The 17,100-nt window shown below is 67.3% G+C and carries 17 protein-coding genes and 1 tRNA gene; 12 read left to right on the top strand and 6 right to left on the bottom strand.

Going from position 1 to position 17,100, the window contains the following annotated elements; genetic code table 11:
- The first annotated feature begins 76 nt into the window (after window positions 1-76).
- The 4 genes from QUD34_RS07495 to QUD34_RS07480 all read left to right on the top strand — a co-directional run bounded on the left by QUD34_RS07495 (window position 77) and on the right by QUD34_RS07480 (window position 2,186).
- Complete coding sequence (locus QUD34_RS07495; RefSeq protein ID WP_286355982.1) at window positions 77-916, top strand: serine hydrolase; 840 nt, start codon at window positions 77-79, stop codon at window positions 914-916.
- A gap of 7 nt (window positions 917-923) precedes the next feature.
- Entirely contained in the window at window positions 924-1,613 is a 690-nt protein-coding gene (locus tag QUD34_RS07490; protein WP_286355981.1) for a purine nucleoside phosphorylase YfiH/LACC1 family protein, read from the top strand.
- A 60-nt stretch (window positions 1,614-1,673) separates the two neighbouring features.
- On the top strand, window positions 1,674-2,033 hold the full coding sequence (locus QUD34_RS07485; protein WP_286355980.1) for a SpoVG family protein: 360 nt from the start codon (window positions 1,674-1,676) through the stop codon (window positions 2,031-2,033).
- Between the two features lie 78 nt (window positions 2,034-2,111).
- Window positions 2,112-2,186 (top strand) — tRNA-Gln (locus tag QUD34_RS07480).
- Between the two features lie 105 nt (window positions 2,187-2,291).
- Here QUD34_RS07480 and QUD34_RS07475 read toward each other — a convergent pair.
- Window positions 2,292-4,193 carry a serine/threonine-protein kinase gene (locus QUD34_RS07475; RefSeq protein WP_286355979.1) on the bottom strand — a complete coding sequence of 634 codons (1,902 nt, stop codon included), beginning with the start codon at window positions 4,191-4,193 and terminating at the stop codon, window positions 2,292-2,294.
- 127 nt (window positions 4,194-4,320) lie between these two features.
- On the opposite strand from QUD34_RS07475, the gene QUD34_RS07470 reads away from it, so the two are divergent.
- From QUD34_RS07470 to QUD34_RS07445, 6 genes are read left to right on the top strand one after another with little or no spacing between them, the layout of a single operon-like run.
- Window positions 4,321-5,844, top strand: a complete 1,524-nt coding sequence (locus tag QUD34_RS07470; RefSeq protein ID WP_286355978.1) for a cellulose synthase family protein — start codon at window positions 4,321-4,323, stop codon at window positions 5,842-5,844.
- Between the two features lie 22 nt (window positions 5,845-5,866).
- Window positions 5,867-6,175 (top strand): EscU/YscU/HrcU family type III secretion system export apparatus switch protein, encoded by a 309-nt coding sequence (locus QUD34_RS07465; protein ID WP_286355977.1) that lies wholly within the window; start codon window positions 5,867-5,869, stop codon window positions 6,173-6,175.
- Window positions 6,176-6,184: 9 nt separating this feature from the next.
- Window positions 6,185-7,036, top strand: a complete 852-nt coding sequence (locus QUD34_RS07460; protein ID WP_286355976.1) for a PHP domain-containing protein — start codon at window positions 6,185-6,187, stop codon at window positions 7,034-7,036.
- Between the two features lie 31 nt (window positions 7,037-7,067).
- Window positions 7,068-7,466 (top strand): response regulator, encoded by a 399-nt coding sequence (locus tag QUD34_RS07455; protein ID WP_286355975.1) that lies wholly within the window; start codon window positions 7,068-7,070, stop codon window positions 7,464-7,466.
- Between the two features lie 2 nt (window positions 7,467-7,468).
- Entirely contained in the window at window positions 7,469-8,299 is an 831-nt protein-coding gene (locus QUD34_RS07450) for a tRNA pseudouridine synthase A (RefSeq protein WP_286355974.1), read from the top strand.
- 10 nt (window positions 8,300-8,309) lie between these two features.
- Window positions 8,310-8,867 (top strand): HD domain-containing protein, encoded by a 558-nt coding sequence (locus QUD34_RS07445; RefSeq protein WP_286355973.1) that lies wholly within the window; start codon window positions 8,310-8,312, stop codon window positions 8,865-8,867.
- Window positions 8,868-9,131: 264 nt separating this feature from the next.
- Here QUD34_RS07445 and QUD34_RS07440 read toward each other — a convergent pair whose 3' ends face one another.
- The 5 genes from QUD34_RS07440 to sucC form a co-directional block, all read right to left on the bottom strand.
- Window positions 9,132-10,373, bottom strand: a complete 1,242-nt coding sequence (locus QUD34_RS07440; RefSeq protein WP_286355972.1) for a CapA family protein — start codon at window positions 10,371-10,373, stop codon at window positions 9,132-9,134.
- Entirely contained in the window at window positions 10,373-11,251 is an 879-nt protein-coding gene (locus QUD34_RS07435) for a radical SAM protein (RefSeq protein WP_286355971.1), read from the bottom strand. Before QUD34_RS07435 ends, QUD34_RS07440 begins: the two co-directional genes overlap by 1 nt.
- An 18-nt stretch (window positions 11,252-11,269) precedes the next feature.
- Window positions 11,270-11,695, bottom strand: coding sequence for an acyl-CoA thioesterase (locus QUD34_RS07430; protein ID WP_286355970.1), 426 nt, complete (start codon window positions 11,693-11,695; stop codon window positions 11,270-11,272).
- Window positions 11,696-11,780: 85 nt separating this feature from the next.
- A complete protein-coding gene (gene sucD, locus QUD34_RS07425; protein WP_286355969.1) occupies window positions 11,781-12,653 on the bottom strand; it encodes a succinate--CoA ligase subunit alpha in 873 nt (290 codons plus the stop codon).
- Window positions 12,654-12,695: 42 nt separating this feature from the next.
- Window positions 12,696-13,853: an ADP-forming succinate--CoA ligase subunit beta gene (sucC, locus tag QUD34_RS07420; RefSeq protein WP_286355968.1), complete on the bottom strand. Its 1,158-nt coding sequence runs from the start codon at window positions 13,851-13,853 to the stop codon at window positions 12,696-12,698.
- 109 nt (window positions 13,854-13,962) lie between these two features.
- Here sucC and QUD34_RS07415 point away from each other — a divergent pair, with 109 nt between their 5' ends.
- Both QUD34_RS07415 and QUD34_RS07410 read left to right on the top strand, forming a co-directional pair.
- Window positions 13,963-15,537 carry a type IV pilus twitching motility protein PilT gene (locus tag QUD34_RS07415; protein WP_286355967.1) on the top strand — a complete coding sequence of 525 codons (1,575 nt, stop codon included), beginning with the start codon at window positions 13,963-13,965 and terminating at the stop codon, window positions 15,535-15,537.
- Window positions 15,538-15,735: 198 nt separating this feature from the next.
- The gene (locus tag QUD34_RS07410; protein ID WP_286355966.1) at window positions 15,736-17,091 is read left to right on the top strand and encodes a TPR end-of-group domain-containing protein; all 1,356 of its coding nucleotides are present in this window, start codon (window positions 15,736-15,738) and stop codon (window positions 17,089-17,091) included.
- Window positions 17,092-17,100 lie beyond the last annotated feature (9 nt).

Below are 17,100 nucleotides of genomic sequence, written 5' to 3'. Positions count from 1 at the left end.
TTGCCCTTGAGCAAGGGACCTCCCGATCCGATAGACTGGTAATAAGTGACAACAGTCGGAATCTTCAGGAGCGTGCATGGGATTCAGCAGGGGTTTTCGGTTGGCAGGAGTCGTCTTGGCCGCGGGATGTGCGGCCCTGAGTGCTGGCTCGGCCCATTCCGCAACCAAGCTGACCTTGAAGTCCGCATCCGCCCTGGTGCTGGACCAGAGCACGGGCCAGACCCTGCTGGAGAAGCAGGCCGGCGCCGTGGTGCCCATCGCGTCGATCACCAAGCTCATGACCGCCATGGTGCTGCTGGACGCCCACCTCGACCCCCAGGAAATCCTCACCATCACCAATGATGACAAGGACATGCTGCGCCACAGCAAGTCCCGCCTGCCCGTGGGCACCCGCCTGCCCCGGGAGCAGGCCCTGCTGCTGGCCCTGCTGGCTTCCGAGAACCGTGCCGCCCACGCCCTGGGCCGCACCTTCCCGGGTGGTCTTTCGGCCTTCGTTCAGGCCATGAACGCCAAGGCGAAGGAACTCGGCCTGACCGGGGCCCGCTTCGAGGATCCCACGGGCCTTTCGAGCGGCAATGTCGCCACCGCCCGGGACCTGGCCCGCATCCTCGAAAGCGCCTACAACTACCCCGAAATCCGCGATTTCACCACCCGGCCCGAGACCAGCATCCTGTCCGGCCGAAAGAGCATCCAGTTCCCCAACACCAACGCCCTGGTGCGCAGCCCCCGCTGGAGCATCGGTCTTTCCAAGACCGGCTACATCGAAGAGGCCGGTCGCTGTCTCGTCATGCAGGCCATGCTGGCCAACCGGCCCGTGCTCATCATCCTGCTGGATTCCTGGGGCAAATACACCCGGCTGGGCGACGCCAACCGCATCAAGCAGTGGATGGAAGCCCGCCTCGGCACCAAGGGCTGAGGGCCCGTTGCTCATCCCCGAGGTCCGGCCCCCCTTCCCTCTGACCTGGGGCTTCTCCACCCGCCTGGATCCCCCCGAGGATCTGCCCGTCCGGCGCCTGAACCAGGTGCACCGCTGTGGCGTGGTGGAGGCATCGGACCTCACCGTGGGGGCCGTGGTGGAGGGCGATGGTCTCTGGACCACCGCCCCCGGCGTCCGCATCGGTGTGCGCGTGGCCGATTGCGTACCCGTGCTGCTGGCCGGCCCGCTCCCCGACGGCCGCCGCTGGGTCGCGGCCCTGCATGCGGGGTGGCGGGGCGCCACCGGATACGGCGATGACACCCCTTTCGAGGGCCCCGGCCGGGGCATCCTGCGCCGCGGCACGGCACGCTACCGTGCCCTGGGGGGGCGCCCCGCGGACCTGGTCTGGGCCCTCGGCCCCGCCATCCTGGCCTGCCACTTCGAAGTGGGCGGGGAGGTCATCGAGGCCGCGCGCCAGGATCCCGCCTGGCACGAGGGGCTGCGTTCTGAAGGTCCCTCGGGGAAACCCCATCTCGACCTGCATGGCTTCCTACGGGCCCAGGCCCTGGATCTGGGCCTGGATCCGGCCCGGGACGGCAGCATGCCGCTCTGCACCGTGTGCCGCCCCGACCTGCTCTACTCGTACCGCCGCGGTGAGACCACCGGCCGCCAGTGGGGCTGGATCGAGATCGGATAACCTGAGAGTCCACCTCGCTCCTGACGACTGAGGCCTGAGGATTCAAGACTGAGGACTGACATGCTCAACATTACGGATGTTCGCATCACCAAGGTGGAAGGCGACGACAAGCTGCGGGCCTTTGCGGGCCTGGTGATCGATGACTGCTTCCTGGTCGGCGACCTGCGGGTGGTGGAGGGCGAGGACGGGTACTTCGTGGCCATGCCCAGCCGTCGCAAGCGCGATGGCAGCTTCAAGGACATTGCCTACCCCTTGAACAACACCCTCCGCGAGCAGATCGAGGAGCGCGTGCTCCTGGCCTATGAGACCGCCACCGGAAACCGCGCCCTCAGCCGCATCGAGCGGGGCGAAGCCGCTGTGGTGCGCCCCGACCTGCTGAGCGTCGAGGAATTCGGGTTCACGCCCAAGAGCAATCCCTGAACGGGCCTCTGGCCTGGGCCTGATCCGAGAGTCGGACTTGGGCGGGACGCAGAGCCGCGCTATGCTTGCCTCTGCGCCTGGGGAGTAGCCAAGTGGTAAGGCAGCAGGTTTTGATCCTGCGTACCGAGGGTTCGAATCCTTCCTCCCCAACCAATGCTGTCCCGGGGGCTCCGCGCTTCGCGCATACCCCGGGACTCCTGCCTGCACCCGTCATTGAGGGACTTGAAGCCTGGGATGGCTTTGCAGCCCATTCCCAGGTTACAAGGGGAACCGCAACCCCTTGTCCCCACGGACCTCCACCGTTTCGCTCTTGCTCCCCCGGGCACCCCGGACGGTGATGGTGTGGCGGCCCTGGGCCACCTGGACGCTGCTGCCGTCGCTCTCGATGCCCGCGTCCTGACCATCCACGAAGACCTTGCCGGTACCGGGGAAGGTCTCGACGGTAAGGGCCGCGAGGGCGGGGAGCGTCAGGGGGAGGACCTGACCCGCAGACACGCTCAGCGCCCGGCTGTCTTTGTAGAAGTGTTTGGGACTGACGAGCTCGACCTTGTGGGGGCCCGGCGGCAGCGCCAGCTTGGCGCCGGGGCTGAGGTCGCCCAGGTCCTTGCCATCCACCTTCACGCGCACGCTGAACCCACCCGCCAGCTTGAGGGTCCCCGGGGCGTTGGGATCCAGGGGCGGCTCCTGCCTCGTATCGGCGGTGGTGGCCTCCTTCAGTTCAAAGGCCCGCCCTCCGGGGACCTCGCCGGGGCCGAAATCCGAGGCGTACCCCAGCTTCTCCTTGGTGAGCGTCAGGCGGTGCGGCTGCCCCTGATTCCAGCGCACCTTCAGGGGCGTCACGCCCTCCAGGGGCTTCTCATCCAGCACGACGGTGGCCCCCTGAGGCACGGAATCGAGCGTCTCCTCCGTAATGATGGCCTCCAGGGGGAAGGCGGGGGGCGCCTCACCGGGCTTGAACGCATAGAGGACGGGCTGGAAGCCCTTCAGCTCGAGACGCAGCTGATCGCCTGCCTGCAGCGGCTGGTTCATGGGCGTGGCGCCCACGGCCAGCCCGTTCACGAAGACCTTGGCCCCCGCGGGCTGGGAGTCGATCTGCAGCCGGGTGCCCTTCGGCCCGCGGAAGAGGAACCACCCACCCACCGCCAGGACCGCAGCGGCGGCCAGGCCCAGCCAGATCCGACTGGCCCGGCTGGATTCGGCCCGCAGCACCACCATGGTCTCGTCAAAGGAGGTGGAGGTGATCTCCGGGAGCGGCGAATCGCCGCTCAGCTTCATGAGCCCGAGGATCTCGCGCCGGTCCTCCTTGCCGAGGTCCACCACCGCGTCGAGCAGGTCCCGCACGAAGGCCGTGCAGGTGGCGTGCCGGTCCTCCGGCCGTTTGGCCAGCACCTTGTCGAAGACCCGCCGCCAGCCTTCGGGCAGGATGCCGGTGACCGGAGGCTGCACCTCGACGGGCGGTTCGTTCACGATGCGATAGAGGATGGTGTTGATGGAGTTGCCGGGAAACGGCGACTGGCCGCTCATCAGCTCGAAGACCAGCACCCCGAAGCTGAAGATGTCGGACCGGCTGTCCACCGTGCCTTCGCGGATCTGCTCGGGACTGGCGTAGCTGGGAGTGCCCAGGAAGGTGCCCGTCTGGGTGAGGCTGGCGTCCTCCCGCTTGGCGATGCCGAAATCCATCAGCTTGGTGCGGCCGTCCTCGCCCACCATCGCGTTGCCCGGCTTCACATCCCGGTGGACGATCCCCTTGGCGTGGGCGTGGTCGAGGGCCTCCGCCAACCCCACGGCGATCCGCAGCTTTTCTTTCGTCGGGAGCGGCGGGCCGGTCTTGATGAGGCTGTCCAGGGGCTTTCCGGACACGAACTCCATGGCCAGGAAGGGCCCCAGCCCCTCCTCTTCCCCGACATCGTAGATGGCCACGATCCCCGGGTGGTTGAGCAGGCCCGAAACTTCGGCTTCCCGCTGGAAACGAAGGAGATATTCGTGGCGATCCGCCTCGGTCCGGGCCGCATCCATCCGCATCAGCTTGATCGCCACCTTGCGCTTGATCCGGGGGTCCTCCGCCAGCACCACGCTACCCATGGCACCGGAGCCCAGCAGGCGGAGGACCTGGTAGCGGCCGATGGATTGGGGGAGGTTCAGGTTGTCGAGGTCGGCCATGTCAGCATCCTACCGAACCCATCGGAGATGAAGCGGTAGATTGTTAGGTTTTTCGTGGATTTTCCCAGCGTCCCTGCCAGACTATAAGCAGGCCCACTGACCTGGGCTGTGGGAGGTTTATTCCGTGATGGAAGTCGTCAAGACCATCGTGCTCGGCACCTACTTCACGCTGCTCACCATCCTGAGCATCTACGGGGCGCATCGCCTCTGGATGCTGCTGCTCTACTACCGCCACAAGAATGAGGTTCCCCAGCCCAAGGGCGACGAGAACTACCTGCCGGTGGTCACGGTGCAGCTGGCGGTGTTCAACGAGATGAATGTCATCGAGCGCCTCATGGACCATGTCGTGAAGATGGACTGGCCCAAGGAGAAGCTCGAGATCCAGGTGCTGGACGATTCCACGGACGATACCGTCAAGGTCGCCAGCGCCGTGGTGGACCGCTACAAGGCCCTCGGCTTCGACATCCACTACCTCCATCGCACGGACCGCACGGGCTTCAAGGCCGGCGCGCTTTCCGAAGGCCTCAAGGTCGCCAAGGGCGAGCTGGTGGCCATGTTCGACGCCGACTTCCTCCCCACGGAAGACTTCCTGCGCAAAGCCGTGCCCCACTTCGCCGACGAGAAGGTGGCCTTCGTCCAGGGTTGCTGGGCCCACCTGAACCGCGAGTTCTCCCTCCTCACCCAGGTGCAGGCGATCCTCCTCGACGGCCACTTCGTCTTCGAGCACACGGCCCGCCACCGCTCCCACGCCTTCTTCAACTTCAGCGGCACCGCCGGCATGTGGCGCGTCGCCGCCATCGCCGATGCGGGCGGTTGGGAGCACGACACCATCACCGAGGATGCCGATCTGTCCTACCGCGCCCAGCTCAAGGGCTGGAAGGGTGTCTACCTCAAGGACCTCGTCGTTCCCGCCGAGCTGCCCGTGGAGGTCAATGCCTTCAAGAGCCAGCAGCACCGCTGGGCCAAGGGCAACGCCCAGGTCATCCGCAAGCTCATGAAGACCATCTGGAAATCGAACGAGAGCCTGCACACCAAACTGGAGTGCTGGTTCCACCTCACGGCCAACTGCAACTACATGCTGATGGTCGTGCTCTCCGTCATCATGGTGCCCGCCATGATCTTCCGGGCCGGCACCCCCGTGCATGTCCTGCTGCTCACGGATGGCCCCTTCTTCCTGCTGAACGCGGTGAGCGTGGGCCTCTACTTCGGCCTCTCCCAGAAGGAGCTGACGGACAACACCGGCTGGCAGTCCCGCCTGAAGTACATCCCCGGCCTCATGGGCCTGGGCATCGGCCTCGCCCTGAACCAGGCCAAGGCTGTGCTGGAGGGCTTCTTCACCGACGACAAGGAGTTCAAGCGCACCCCCAAGTACGGCGTGGATGCCACCGGCAAGACGGTCACCAAGCGGGCCTACAAGGTGCCCAAGAGCCTCATGACCTTCCTGGAGCTGGGCTTCGCGATCTACTACTTCGCGGCCGTCCTCGTGGCCATCTGGATCCGCAAGTGGGCCTCGGTGCCCTTCCTCTGGCTCTTCTTCAGCGGCTTCTCCTACATGAGCATCCTCTCCCTGGCCGATGTGAAACTGTTCCGGCGCCTGGCCATGGATGAACCTGCCGACGACGCCCAGAGCGCCGCGAACTTCGTTCAGTAGCCCCGGCTTCCGATCAGGGACCATGGCTCGCCCAGCCGCCCGTCCCGGATCCTCCCGCCCTCGCGCCGCCGCCTTGCGGTACCGGCCGGAGGCGCCCTTCCAGGACGCGGCGCCCCGTCTGGTGGCCAAAGGCCAGGGGCTCCTGGCGGAACGCATCCTGGAGCTGGCGAAGCAGCACGGCGTCATGGTCTCCAAAGATCCCGACCTGCTGGCCGCCCTCGAACCGTTGGACCTGGACCGCCTCATCCCCCCCGAGCTTTTCCAGGCCGTCGCTGTGCTGCTGGCCGCCCTTTACCGGGCCAACAAGAGCCTGGCGCCGCCCCCTTCCTGATCCGAGACGATGATCGACCTGCACTGCCACACCCTCCACTCCGACGGCACGGACACGCCCGAACGGCTGGCCCTGCTCGCGGACGAGGCCAGGCTGACGGCCCTGTGCCTGACAGATCACGACACCCTGGGCGGCATCCCGGCCCTCCTCGCCATGCAGCCCCAGGTGAAGGTCCGCCTGCTGGTCGGCACGGAGTTGAGCTGCCACTTCCTGGGCCGCTCCCTCCATGTGCTGGGTCTGCTCGTGGATCCCGCCGATGCCCGCTTCCAGGCCCGCCTCGAGGACCTGCGCGGACGCCGGGACGACCGGAACCGCCGCATGATCGCGCGCCTGGCGGAGCTGGGCTGCCCCATCACCTACGAGGACATCCAGGCCCAGGCCGACACCCCCCTGCTCTCCCGCGTCCATTTCGCCAAGGCCCTCGCCGCGCGGGGCTTCGTGCGCCGGGCGCCGGAGGCCTTCGAGCGGCTCATCGGCGATGAATGCCCCGGCTTCGTTCCGCGGGAGGAACTGAGCCCGGCCGAGGCCGCCCGCTGGATCCGCGAGGCCGGGGGCGTGCCCGTGGTGGCCCATCCCGGCCGCTTCGCCAACGGGGGCTTCCGCTGGGACGAGGCCATGCAGGATCTCCAGCGTGAAGGCCTGGAAGGACTGGAGGGCTATTACGGCGAGTACCGGGCCGCCGAACAGAAATACTTCGTGGCGCTGGCCGCGCGCCTCGGCATGGTCGTCACCGGCGGCAGCGACTACCACGGGGGGAACAAGCCGGGCCTCCGGCTCGGCAGTGGGCGCGGCGGCCTCAAGGTGCCCGACGACCTGCTGGAGCGCCTGGAAACCCAGCAAAGAAATGGCACTTATCGCTGAAGGCCGATAGGCTGAAAGCACCGAGGCCGACATGTCCGAGCGCATCCTCCTCGTTGAGGACGACCCCATCAACATCAAGTTCATCTCGACCGTCCTTGTAAAAAAGGGTGGCTACGAGGTCGTCGTCTCGGAAGAAGTGGATGAGATCCTGCGCCTGGCCCGCGAGACGGATTTGAAGGCGGTCATCATGGATGTGAGCCTGTCCCGTTCGAGCTACGAGGGCCGCAAGGTGGATGGCATCTTCATCACACAGCTCCTCAAGCAGGATGCGGCCACGCGCCACATTCCCGTCCTGCTCGCCACGGCCCACGCCATGTTCGGGGACCGGGAGAAATACCTGGAACTGACCGGCGCGGAAGGCTACATCGCCAAGCCGATCCATGATCCCGCATCACTCATCGAGGCGGTGAAGGCCGTCATCGGACACTGACCATGGCCGTGAAACCCGCTCCCCTCGCCGCTTTCCGGCTCCTGCTGGAGTACGACGGCAGCCGCTTCCAGGGCTGGCAGAAACAGGGACCGAAGCAGTCCCGCGAGGGCGTGCGCACCGTGGCCGGGAGCCTGGAGCACGCCATCCACGAAGCCGGCCTGCGGCTCCTCTACTTGGGCGGCGCGGGACGGACGGATGCGGGCGTTCATGCCTTGGGCCAGGTCGCCCACCTCCACCTGGAAGCCAAGGGCGCCCCGCGCCCCGGCGAGTTGCGGCGCCTCCTGGATGCGGCCCTGCCCCAGGATGTCGCCGTGCGGGATGTGCGGTCCTGTCCTCCGCGCTTCCACGCGCGGCACGACGCCGTGGACCGCAGCTACCTGTACCAGATCAGCCACCGCCGCAGCGCCTTCGGCAAGCCGTGGATCTGGTGGGTGAAGCGCAGCCTGGATCCCCAGAAATTGAGTCAGGCCTGGAGCGCCTTTCAGGGCGACCTGGATGTGAGCGCCTTCGCGGATCTGGATCCCGAGGAGGACGGCCGCAGCCGGATCATCCGCTGCGAGGTCGTCGATAGCGGCTCCCTCACCCTGCTGCGGGTGCGGGCCACCCATTTCTTCCGCCGCCAGGTGCGCCGCATGGTGGGCGCCTCCGTGGCCTGCGCCCTGGGCGAGGAAGAACCCCGCCGCGTGCTGGAGGACCTCCGCAACCCCACGGAAGCCGCCAACCTCTACTGGGGCGCCAAGGCCGCCCCCGCCTCGGGCCTGTTCCTGGAGGCCGTGCGCTACCCCGGAGATCCCGAACCCGGACCGCCGAAGCCCACCCTCTCCATTCCCTGAGGATGCCCTGATGCTCACCCGCGACGAAGGCTGGCAGCTGCTCTGCGAATGGACGCCCTCCGCCAAGCTGCGCATCCACGCCAGGGCCGTGGAGCTGGTCATGCGCGACCTCGCAGGCCGGCTGGGCGAAAATGTGGAGCGCTTCGGCCTCGCGGGCCTGCTGCACGATGCGGACTACGACACCTGGCCCGAAGAGCACCCGACGCGCATCGTGGCCTGGTTGCGGGAGCGCGGCGAGACGGATCTGGCCCATGCTGTCAGCGCCCACTACACCCGCTGGGGCGTGCCTTACGACCATCTGCTGGACAAAGCCCTGCTGGCCTCCGATGAGATCACGGGCTTCGTCATGGCCTGCGCGCTCGTCCGTCCCACGCGCACCGAGGGCCTGGAGCCGAAGAGCGTGAAGAAGAAGCTGAAGGACAAGGCCTTCGCGGCGGGGGTCGATCGCTTCGAGGTGGCCGAGGGCCTCCGCATGCTCATCGAGGCCAGAGGCGGGACCGAGGAAGAGCACCTGGCCCGCATCATCGCCGTGCTGCACGAGCACCGCGAAGAACTTGGGCTCAGCTAGGGTCTGTTTTCAAATTCCGCGACGCCGCGCTGGGCGGGCAGCCGAGCGAGGCAAGGAAGGCGACGAAGGCCTTGGTGGTTCCAAGGTCGAGGAGCCTGACGCAGCATCGCGACAGCTGCCCACCCAGCCCTTCGGGACGAGGCCATCCGGGCGCCTCGCGGCGTCAGGGCCCTTGAACGATGAACCCCATCGCCCTGCGGGCCCTTCCTTGCGGTGCATCCCGGATGGCCTTCGTCGCGGTGCCGTGGAATTTGAAAACAGACCCTAACGAACCACGAAGGCCTCGCCCAGCGTCTCGGCGATGCGCTGCCGGCGAAGGATGAGCGTCCGCAGGTACTCCTGCTTTTCGAGCAGGGTCTTCCGGCGCAGGGGTTCATCGGGCAAGGCCCTGGGCCCTTCCTGGGGGTCGGAGAGCCGGTCCACCTCAGCCCGGGCCCGGGCTTCGGCGGCGGCGACGCGGATGACGCGGATCGCGCGTTTCGTGGCGGGTGTCCCCCAGTTGTTCTCGGTCCACAGGGGCTCGAAGGCCGCTTCCGCCAGCACCACCCGCTCCCGGCCGTCGGTCTGGCGCCGGCGCTCGAAGACGGCCTGCAGGGCCGCCCCGTCCCGGCTGTCACCCCCCGCCACCGGAAACAGGTCCGCCCGGTACATGCGGTCCTGGTTGCTGATGAAGTTGCCCAGGGAGTAGACCACCAGGGCCTTCCGTCCATCCACTTCCAGCAGCTCCGCGGGCTGCAGCACATGGGGATGGTGGCCCAGCAGGAGATCGCAGCCCGCCTCCACCAGCTTCCGGGCGAGCTCCCGCTGCCGCTTCGTGGGCTGCCGCTGGTACTCGTTCCCCCAGTGGACGCTCACTACCACCAGGTCGGCCCTTTCCCGGGCCGCGCGCACGGCCGCCAGGGCCGGCTCCAGATCCAGCGGGCGCACCCAGGGCTCCGTAGCCCGGCGGTTCAGGTCCACATTGAAGAGATCCGTGAAGCCCAGGAAGGCCACCTTCAGCCCCTGCCGCTCGATCACATGCAGCGCCTCGGCCCGGGGCCGGTCCTCGCCGCTTCCCACGGCCACGAGCGCCTCCGCCCGCAGGCGCTCCAGCGTTTCCCGCACGCCCCTCGGCCCCTGGTCGAAGGCATGGTTGTTGGCCGTGGACAGGACGGTGAACCCGCTCGCCCGCAGGGCCGCCGGGAGGGTGGCGGGGGCGTTGAACTGGAACGGCACGCCGGGCCGGCCCGTGCTGGGCGCGATGGGCGTCTCCAGGTTGCCGAAGGCGACATCGGCCCCCTGGAACAGCGGCAGCAGATCCTCCCACAGGGCCGGGTACCCCTGCGGGTGGGCTTCGGCCGCGGCCTTCACATCCTGGTGCATGAGGATGTCCCCCACCGCCACGAGACGGATCCGCGGGGGCGGTGGGAGGGATGGCCCGACCTTCTCCCGGGATCGGCAGGCCGAGGCCAGGAGCACCAGTCCAGCCGCCGCCAGGGCGGCTCCGGCCCGGCGCGGGCTGGACATCAGGCCCATTCCTCCGGCCCGTAGTAGACCTCCACCGGGAGGCCCGGCAGCCGGGACCGCAGGCTGGCGGCCAGGGCGTCCATTTCGAGCCGCGGCAATGGCCGGGCCTCAGGTTCAGGCGTGGGTCGGGCCACGGTGTAGAGCTGGATGGCCTGGAGCTTTCCCCCCTGCGCGAGGATCGTCTCCAGGCGCCCGCAGTAGGCCTCCACCTCGTCGGCGGAAGGCCCCTGCCCCTTCCAGCTCAGGAAGAGCGTCTGGATGAGGATGGGCCAGCGGCGGGCCGTGGCCAGCAGGTTGTCGAGGATGCGCGCGAAGGGCACCTGGCTGCGGCAGATCTCCCGGTAGTAGGCCTCGGTGCCCGCGTCAAGCTTGGCCCAGACCTCCCCGTGGTTCGCCATCAGCACTTCCAGGCCGCGCACCACATCCGGGGCCTGGAGGCGGCTGGAATCCGTGATGAGGATGAGCTTCACCAGGTCCAGCCCCCGGGCCCGCTTCAGATCGGCCACGCAGGTCACAGCCTCGGCGAAGGCTGGAGCCGTGGTGGGCTCCCCATCGCCGCTGAACGCGATGTCATTGAGGCGCCGCTGCTCCGGCCGCGCGGAATCGAAGGGGGGGATGTCGTAGATCTCGCCGCTGGTGGCCAAGTCCAGCAGCAGGCCGAGCTCCTGCCGGAGCAGATCCAGGTCCAGGTCGCGGCGCTTGGGCGGGGTGAGGCGGTCCACCTCGCAGTAGACGCAATCGAAGTTGCAGATCTTGTCGGGGTTGAGGTTCACACCCAGGCTCACGCCCCGGCTGCGCCGCGAGATCACGGGATAGCAGTAGTCAAAATCCCGCCAGACGCGGCGGTGATCCAGGTGGGCCTTGATGAGCTCTGACATGGCACCAGAATACGCGAGTCAGGCGCGCTTTGCCCGGCCCTCCCGGGCCCGGTGGGCCGCTTCCGCCACCTGGACCATCTCCGGTTTCCAGAGGATCGGCTCCGGCTGCAGCGCCTCGTCCACGGCCACCATCACGAATTCGCCGCTGGTGACATCCCGGCGCTGATCCGAGACCGGCTCATAGACCTGGACTTCAAGCTGGAGGGTGAGGCTCGTGCGCCCCTGCCGGGTGATCCCGATGTAGAACTCGATGATCTCCCCGGCCCGCACCGGGCTGTGGAAGACCAGTTCCGAGACCTTGACCGTGAGGAACCGACGGTTCCGGGACATGAGCGAGGCCGTGATCCCGGCCACCTTGTCCATGCGGGACATCATGTCGCCGCCGAAGAGGGTGGCGTTGAGTCCGATGTCCTGATCCAGGACCATTTCGCGGGAGATGAGCATGCCTCAGTACAGCACGGGTCCGGAACCGTGACAGCAAAAAGGGCACCGGAACGAGGCCGGTGCCCTTTGGTCTGGAATGGACGGGCTACTTCAGGCGCTCAGCCAGGGCGCGGCCCATGTCGGCCGGGCTCTGCACCACGGTGATGCCCGCGGCGGTAAGGGCCTTCATCTTCTCGGCGGCGGTACCCTTGCCCCCGGAGATGATGGCGCCGGCGTGGCCCATGCGGCGGCCCGGAGGGGCCGTCTGGCCGGCGATGAAGGCCACCACGGGCTTCTTCATGTTGGCCTTCACCCAGGCGGCGGCATCTTCCTCGGCGCTGCCGCCGATCTCGCCGATCATGATGACGGCGTGGGTGTCGGGGTCGTTGTTGAACAGCTCCAGCGCGTCGATGTGGCTGGTGCCGCTCACGGGGTCGCCGCCGATGCCGATGCAGGTGCTCTGGCCGATGCCGAGCGCCGTGAGCTGGCCCACGGCCTCATAGGTGAGGGTGCCGGAGCGGCTGACCACGCCCACATTCCCCTGCTTGTGGATGCGGCCGGGCATGATGCCGATCTTGGCCATGCCGGGGCTGATGATGCCCGGGCAGTTGGGGCCGATGAGGCGGCTCTTGGGGTAGTTGGGCAGCACCCGCTTGACCTTGACCATGTCCAGGACGGGAATGCCTTCGGTGATGCAGACGATCAGCTCGATGCCCGCGTCCAGCGCCTCGAGAATGGCATCCGCGGCGGCCACGGGGGGCACGAAGATCATGGTGGCGTTGGCACCGGTCTTGGCCACAGCTTCCTGGACGGTGTTGAAGACGGGGAAGCCTTCGATCTCGGTACCGCCTTTGCCGGGGGTCACGCCGCCCACGACCTTGGTGCCGTAGTCCCGGCAGCCCTTGGCGTGGAAGAGACCTTCGCGGCCCGTGATGCCCTGGACGATGAGTTTGGTGTGGTTGCCCACGAGAACGGCCATGTCATACCTCTCGAAAATGCGATTCAGGGTTCCGTGGATGAACTACTTAACCGAAGCGACCACCTTCTCGGCGGCATCCTTCAGGTCGGCGGCGACGATGAGGTTCAGGCCACTGTCGGCAAGGATCTTCTTACCTTCCTCGACATTGGTGCCTTCGAGGCGCACCACCACCGGCACCTTGATGCCGATTTCCTTGGCCGCGTTCACGATGCCGGAAGCCACGATGTCGCAGCGCATGATGCCGCCGAAGATGTTCACCAGCACGGCCTTCACCGCCTTGTCCTGCAGGATGATGCGGAAGGCGTTCTTCACCGCGTCCTCGGTGGCGCTGCCGCCCACATCCAGGAAGTTGGCCGGGGAGCTGCCGCAGTACTTGATGATGTCCATGGTGGCCATGGCAAGACCGGCGCCGTTCACCATGCAGCCGATGCTGCCGTCCAGCTTGATGAAGTTGAGGTTGTACTTGCTGGCTTCCACTTCCTCTTCCGCTTCCTCGTTGAGGTCGCGGTAGGCCAGCACATCCGGGTGGCGGACCAGGCCGTTGTCGTCGAAACCGATCTTGGCGTCCAGGGCGGTGACATCCCCCTGCTTGGTGATCACCAGCGGGTTGATCTCCACCATGGAGCAGTCCTTCTCCACGAAGAGCTTGTACAGGTTCTGCAGGAAGACCACGCCCTGCTTGAAGGAGTTGCCTTCGAGCCCCAGGGCGAAGGCCACCTGGCGGGCCTGGAAGCCATTGAGGCCCAGGGCCGGATCCACGGCCACCTTGACGATCTTCTCGGGGGTCTTCTCGGCCACTTCCTCGATCTCCACGCCGCCTTCCGTGGAGGCCAGGATGGTGATCCGGCTGGTGACGCGATCCACCAGGAAGCTCAGGTAGAGTTCCCGCTCGATGTCCACGGGCTTGGAAAGGAAGACCGTGCGGACCTTGCGCCCCTCGGCGCCGGTCTGCTTGGTGACCAGCTGCATGCCGATCATGGCCTTGAACAGCTCGGCGGCCTTGTCGGGATCCGTGGCGAACTTCACGCCGCCGCCCTTGCCGCGACCGCCGGCATGGATCTGCGCCTTGACCACGCTGGCCCCACCGAACTCCTTGGTGATCATGCGGGCCTCTTCCGCATCGTGGGCCACCTTCCCATCCGGGGTGGCTACCTTGTACTGCCGCAGCAGTTCCTTGGCCTGGTATTCGTGAATATTCATGGTCACTCCCGAAAGGGTCACCTTCCAGTCTAGCGACCGGAGGCCAAAGCCCGAACCCCGAAGGCTGTGACCCGTGGCATCCTTTGAATCTCCAGGGAGGAGTTTCCCCATGGCCCAACTGGACCGGCTGCTTTCCCATGTCATCGCCAAGGGCGGCTCAAAGCTGCGCCTCGAGGCGGACAAGCGGCCCTCCCTCGACCTGAGGCGCGGCGGGAGCGTGGACCTCCTGCCGAACCCCCTGCCCGCCGTGATGGTGGATGTGCTGGCCGGAGATGTGGTGCCTCCGGAGTTCAAGAACGCCTGGGCCACCGAGGGCCGCGCGGAATTCGAGTACAACCTCTCCGGCCAGGCTTTCCTCATCCGCCTGACCCGCTACCAGGAGGTCGCCCAGATCACGGCCGAGCACCTCGGACCGGCGGCACCCGCCCCCACCGTCAAGGCAGACCTCCCTGCGGCCGCCCCGGCTGCGGCGGCTGCCACGCCAGTGGCCACGACGGCTCAACCCAGCACTCCGAAACCGGCCCCGAAATCCGCATCAAAACCCATGTCGACGCCCGGCGGAACCGGCGACGCGCCCCGGCACGCCCTGGCCGAACGGCTGTTCGCCGCGCTGCTGGAATGCCAGGGCTCCGACCTGCACTGCACCAGCCGCGAGGCCCCCCTGGTCCGGGTGCACGGCGACATGCAGGAACTGCCCGGCTTCCAGCCCCTGGAACCGGAGGCCCTGCTCGAGCTGATGGAGGCCCTGGCCACGCCGGACGCCTGGGCCCGGTTCCAGAGCCATCGCGATGCGGACTTCGCCCACGCCTACGATGCGGGCGGGTGCCGTCTGCGCGTGAACTACTTCCATGACCGGGTTGGGCCGGGCTTCGTCTGCCGCGTCATCCCCAACCAGATTCCCGACCCCGACAAGCTGGGCCTGCCCGATCCCGTCCGGCGCCTCTGCAACCTGGCCAAGGGACTGGTGCTGGTGACGGGCCCCACGGGCAGCGGCAAATCCACAACCCTGGCGGCCATCCTCGACCTGGCCAACCAGAAGCGGAGGGACCACATCCTCACCATCGAGGATCCCATCGAGTTCGTGCATCCCCGCAAGGGCTGCCTGGTGAACCAGCGCGAAGTGGGCACTCACACCGACAGCTTCAAGAGCGGCCTGCGCGCCGCACTCCGCGAGGATCCCGACATCGTGATGGTGGGCGAGATGCGCGACCTGGAAACCATCGCCATCGCCCTGGAGACCGCCGTCACCGGCCACCTGGTCTTCGGGACCCTGCACACCAGCAGCGCCATCGGCACCATCGACCGCATCGTGGACCAGTTTCCCGCGGATCGGCAGCAGCAGATCCGCGTGATGCTGGCGGATGCCCTGAAGTGCGTGGTCAGCCAGACGCTGCTCAAGAAGATTGGCGGGGGCCGCGTCGCGGCACTGGAGACCCTCTTCATCAGCCCCGCCATCGCCAACCTCATCCGCGAAGGCAAGAACTTCCAGATTCCCAGTGCCATGCAGACGGGCCGCAGCTACGGCCAGAAGCTCATGAACGACTCCCTGGTCGAGCTCATCAAGGACAAGAAGGTCGAGCCCATGGAGGCCTACCTCAAGTGCCCCGACAAGGAGAGCTTCATCGCCGCCTGCAAACGGGCGGGGATCCCCTTCGACCTGAGGCTGGGGGAAGTCGAAGCTTAGAGCACCGGCAGACCTTGCGCGGAGGCCCGGCCATCCCATCCTGGATAGCGCCTGCGGGCCAGGTTCCGTGCGTCCACCCACCCGGGGGTCCCCTTTTGGAACTCCGGTGAAGGTTGCCATGACTGCCTTCTTTCAGGGAGATGCATCCAAGCCCGCCCCGATCAGAGTCCATTTTGAGATCTGTCCTGGAGGTGGAGCATGGCCCTGCAACTGGGGAAGTCCCCTCGATCGTCCAAAGCGGCCCCCGCGAAAAGGGGACCGGTCCATCCCAAGGCCCGCAAAGCGCAGGCCGTGGTGGCCGTCCTCCCCTTCCTGGACCAGCGCCCGGGGGGCGCCGATTCCCACCTCAGCGAAGGCATCGCCGAGGAGGTTCTGCAGGCCCTCAACCACCTGGAGGACCTCCAGGTGGTCTCCAGGACCACCTCCTTCCGCTACGGAGGATCAGCCCTCTCTCCGCTGGCGGTGGGCCGCCGCCTGCATGCGACCGCGATCCTGGCGGGTACGCTCCGGAAGGAAGCCTCCCTTCTGACCCTGAAGGCGGAACTGGTGGAGGTGAAATCGGGCCGGGTCACCTGGTCCAAGGCCTACGCCTTCGACCGGCAGGATCTCTTCAAGACGCTGGACGACCTCATTGCCTGCGTGGCTTCGGCCCTGCATGTACCAACCTTCATCCGGCCCCGCTACGCAGTGGATCTCGAAGCCTACGAGTCCTACCTGCGGGGACGGCAGGCCTACTTCCGATTCAACCGCCAAGGCATGCGGTCCGCGGCCGAGATGTATCGACGCGCCCTGGACCTGGATCCGGATTTCCCCTCGGCTTGGGCAGGTCTGGCCAACTGCGCGGCCTTCACCTACATCTACATCGACCGCACCGAACCTCAGCGCGAGCTGGCGGAGTCCTGCAGCCGCAAGGCCCTGGAACTCGACCCCGACCTGGCCGAGGCGCACGCCTCCCGGGGCGTGGCGCTCTCGGCCGCCGGCCTGGTCGATGAGGCGGAGGCGGCCTTCGAGACCGCCCTCCGCCTGGACCCCAATCTCTTCGCGGCGGCCTACTTCTACGCGCGCCATTGCTTCGCCAACGGCAAGCTGGAACGGGCCATCGAGTACTTTGAATGGGCCGCCGCCCTCCGTCCAGAAGACTTCCAGGCCATCCTGCTCGTGGCGCAGGTCTACCACAGCCTGGGCCTGGAAGATGAGGCCGAGCGCGCCCGGAGGACCGGGCTCGCCCTGGTGGAGGAACGGCTGGAGCGGGTCCCCGAGGATGTGCGCGCCCGCTACCTGGGGGCCAATGCCCTCGTGGCCCTGGGAGAGCGGGAGAAGGGCCTGGACTGGGCCCGCAAGGCCCGGAGCATGGATCCGGACGATCCGATGCTGCTCTACAACCTGGGCTGCATCCATGCCCTCGCTGGCGATCCCGAGGAGAGCCTGGACTGCCTGGAACGGGCGGCCGCCGGAGGACTCTCCCAGAAGGACTGGTTCATCCACGACGGGGATCTGGATGCCATCCGGTCCCATCCCCGCTTCCAGGCCCTGATGGCGCGGCTGGGGAGCTGACCTGAGGAG

Source organism: Geothrix oryzae (genome assembly GCF_030295385.1).
GTDB lineage: Bacteria > Acidobacteriota > Holophagae > Holophagales > Holophagaceae > Geothrix > Geothrix oryzae.
Note: the sequence above shows the minus strand (reverse complement) of the source record. Positions and strands in the feature narration are given on the sequence as shown.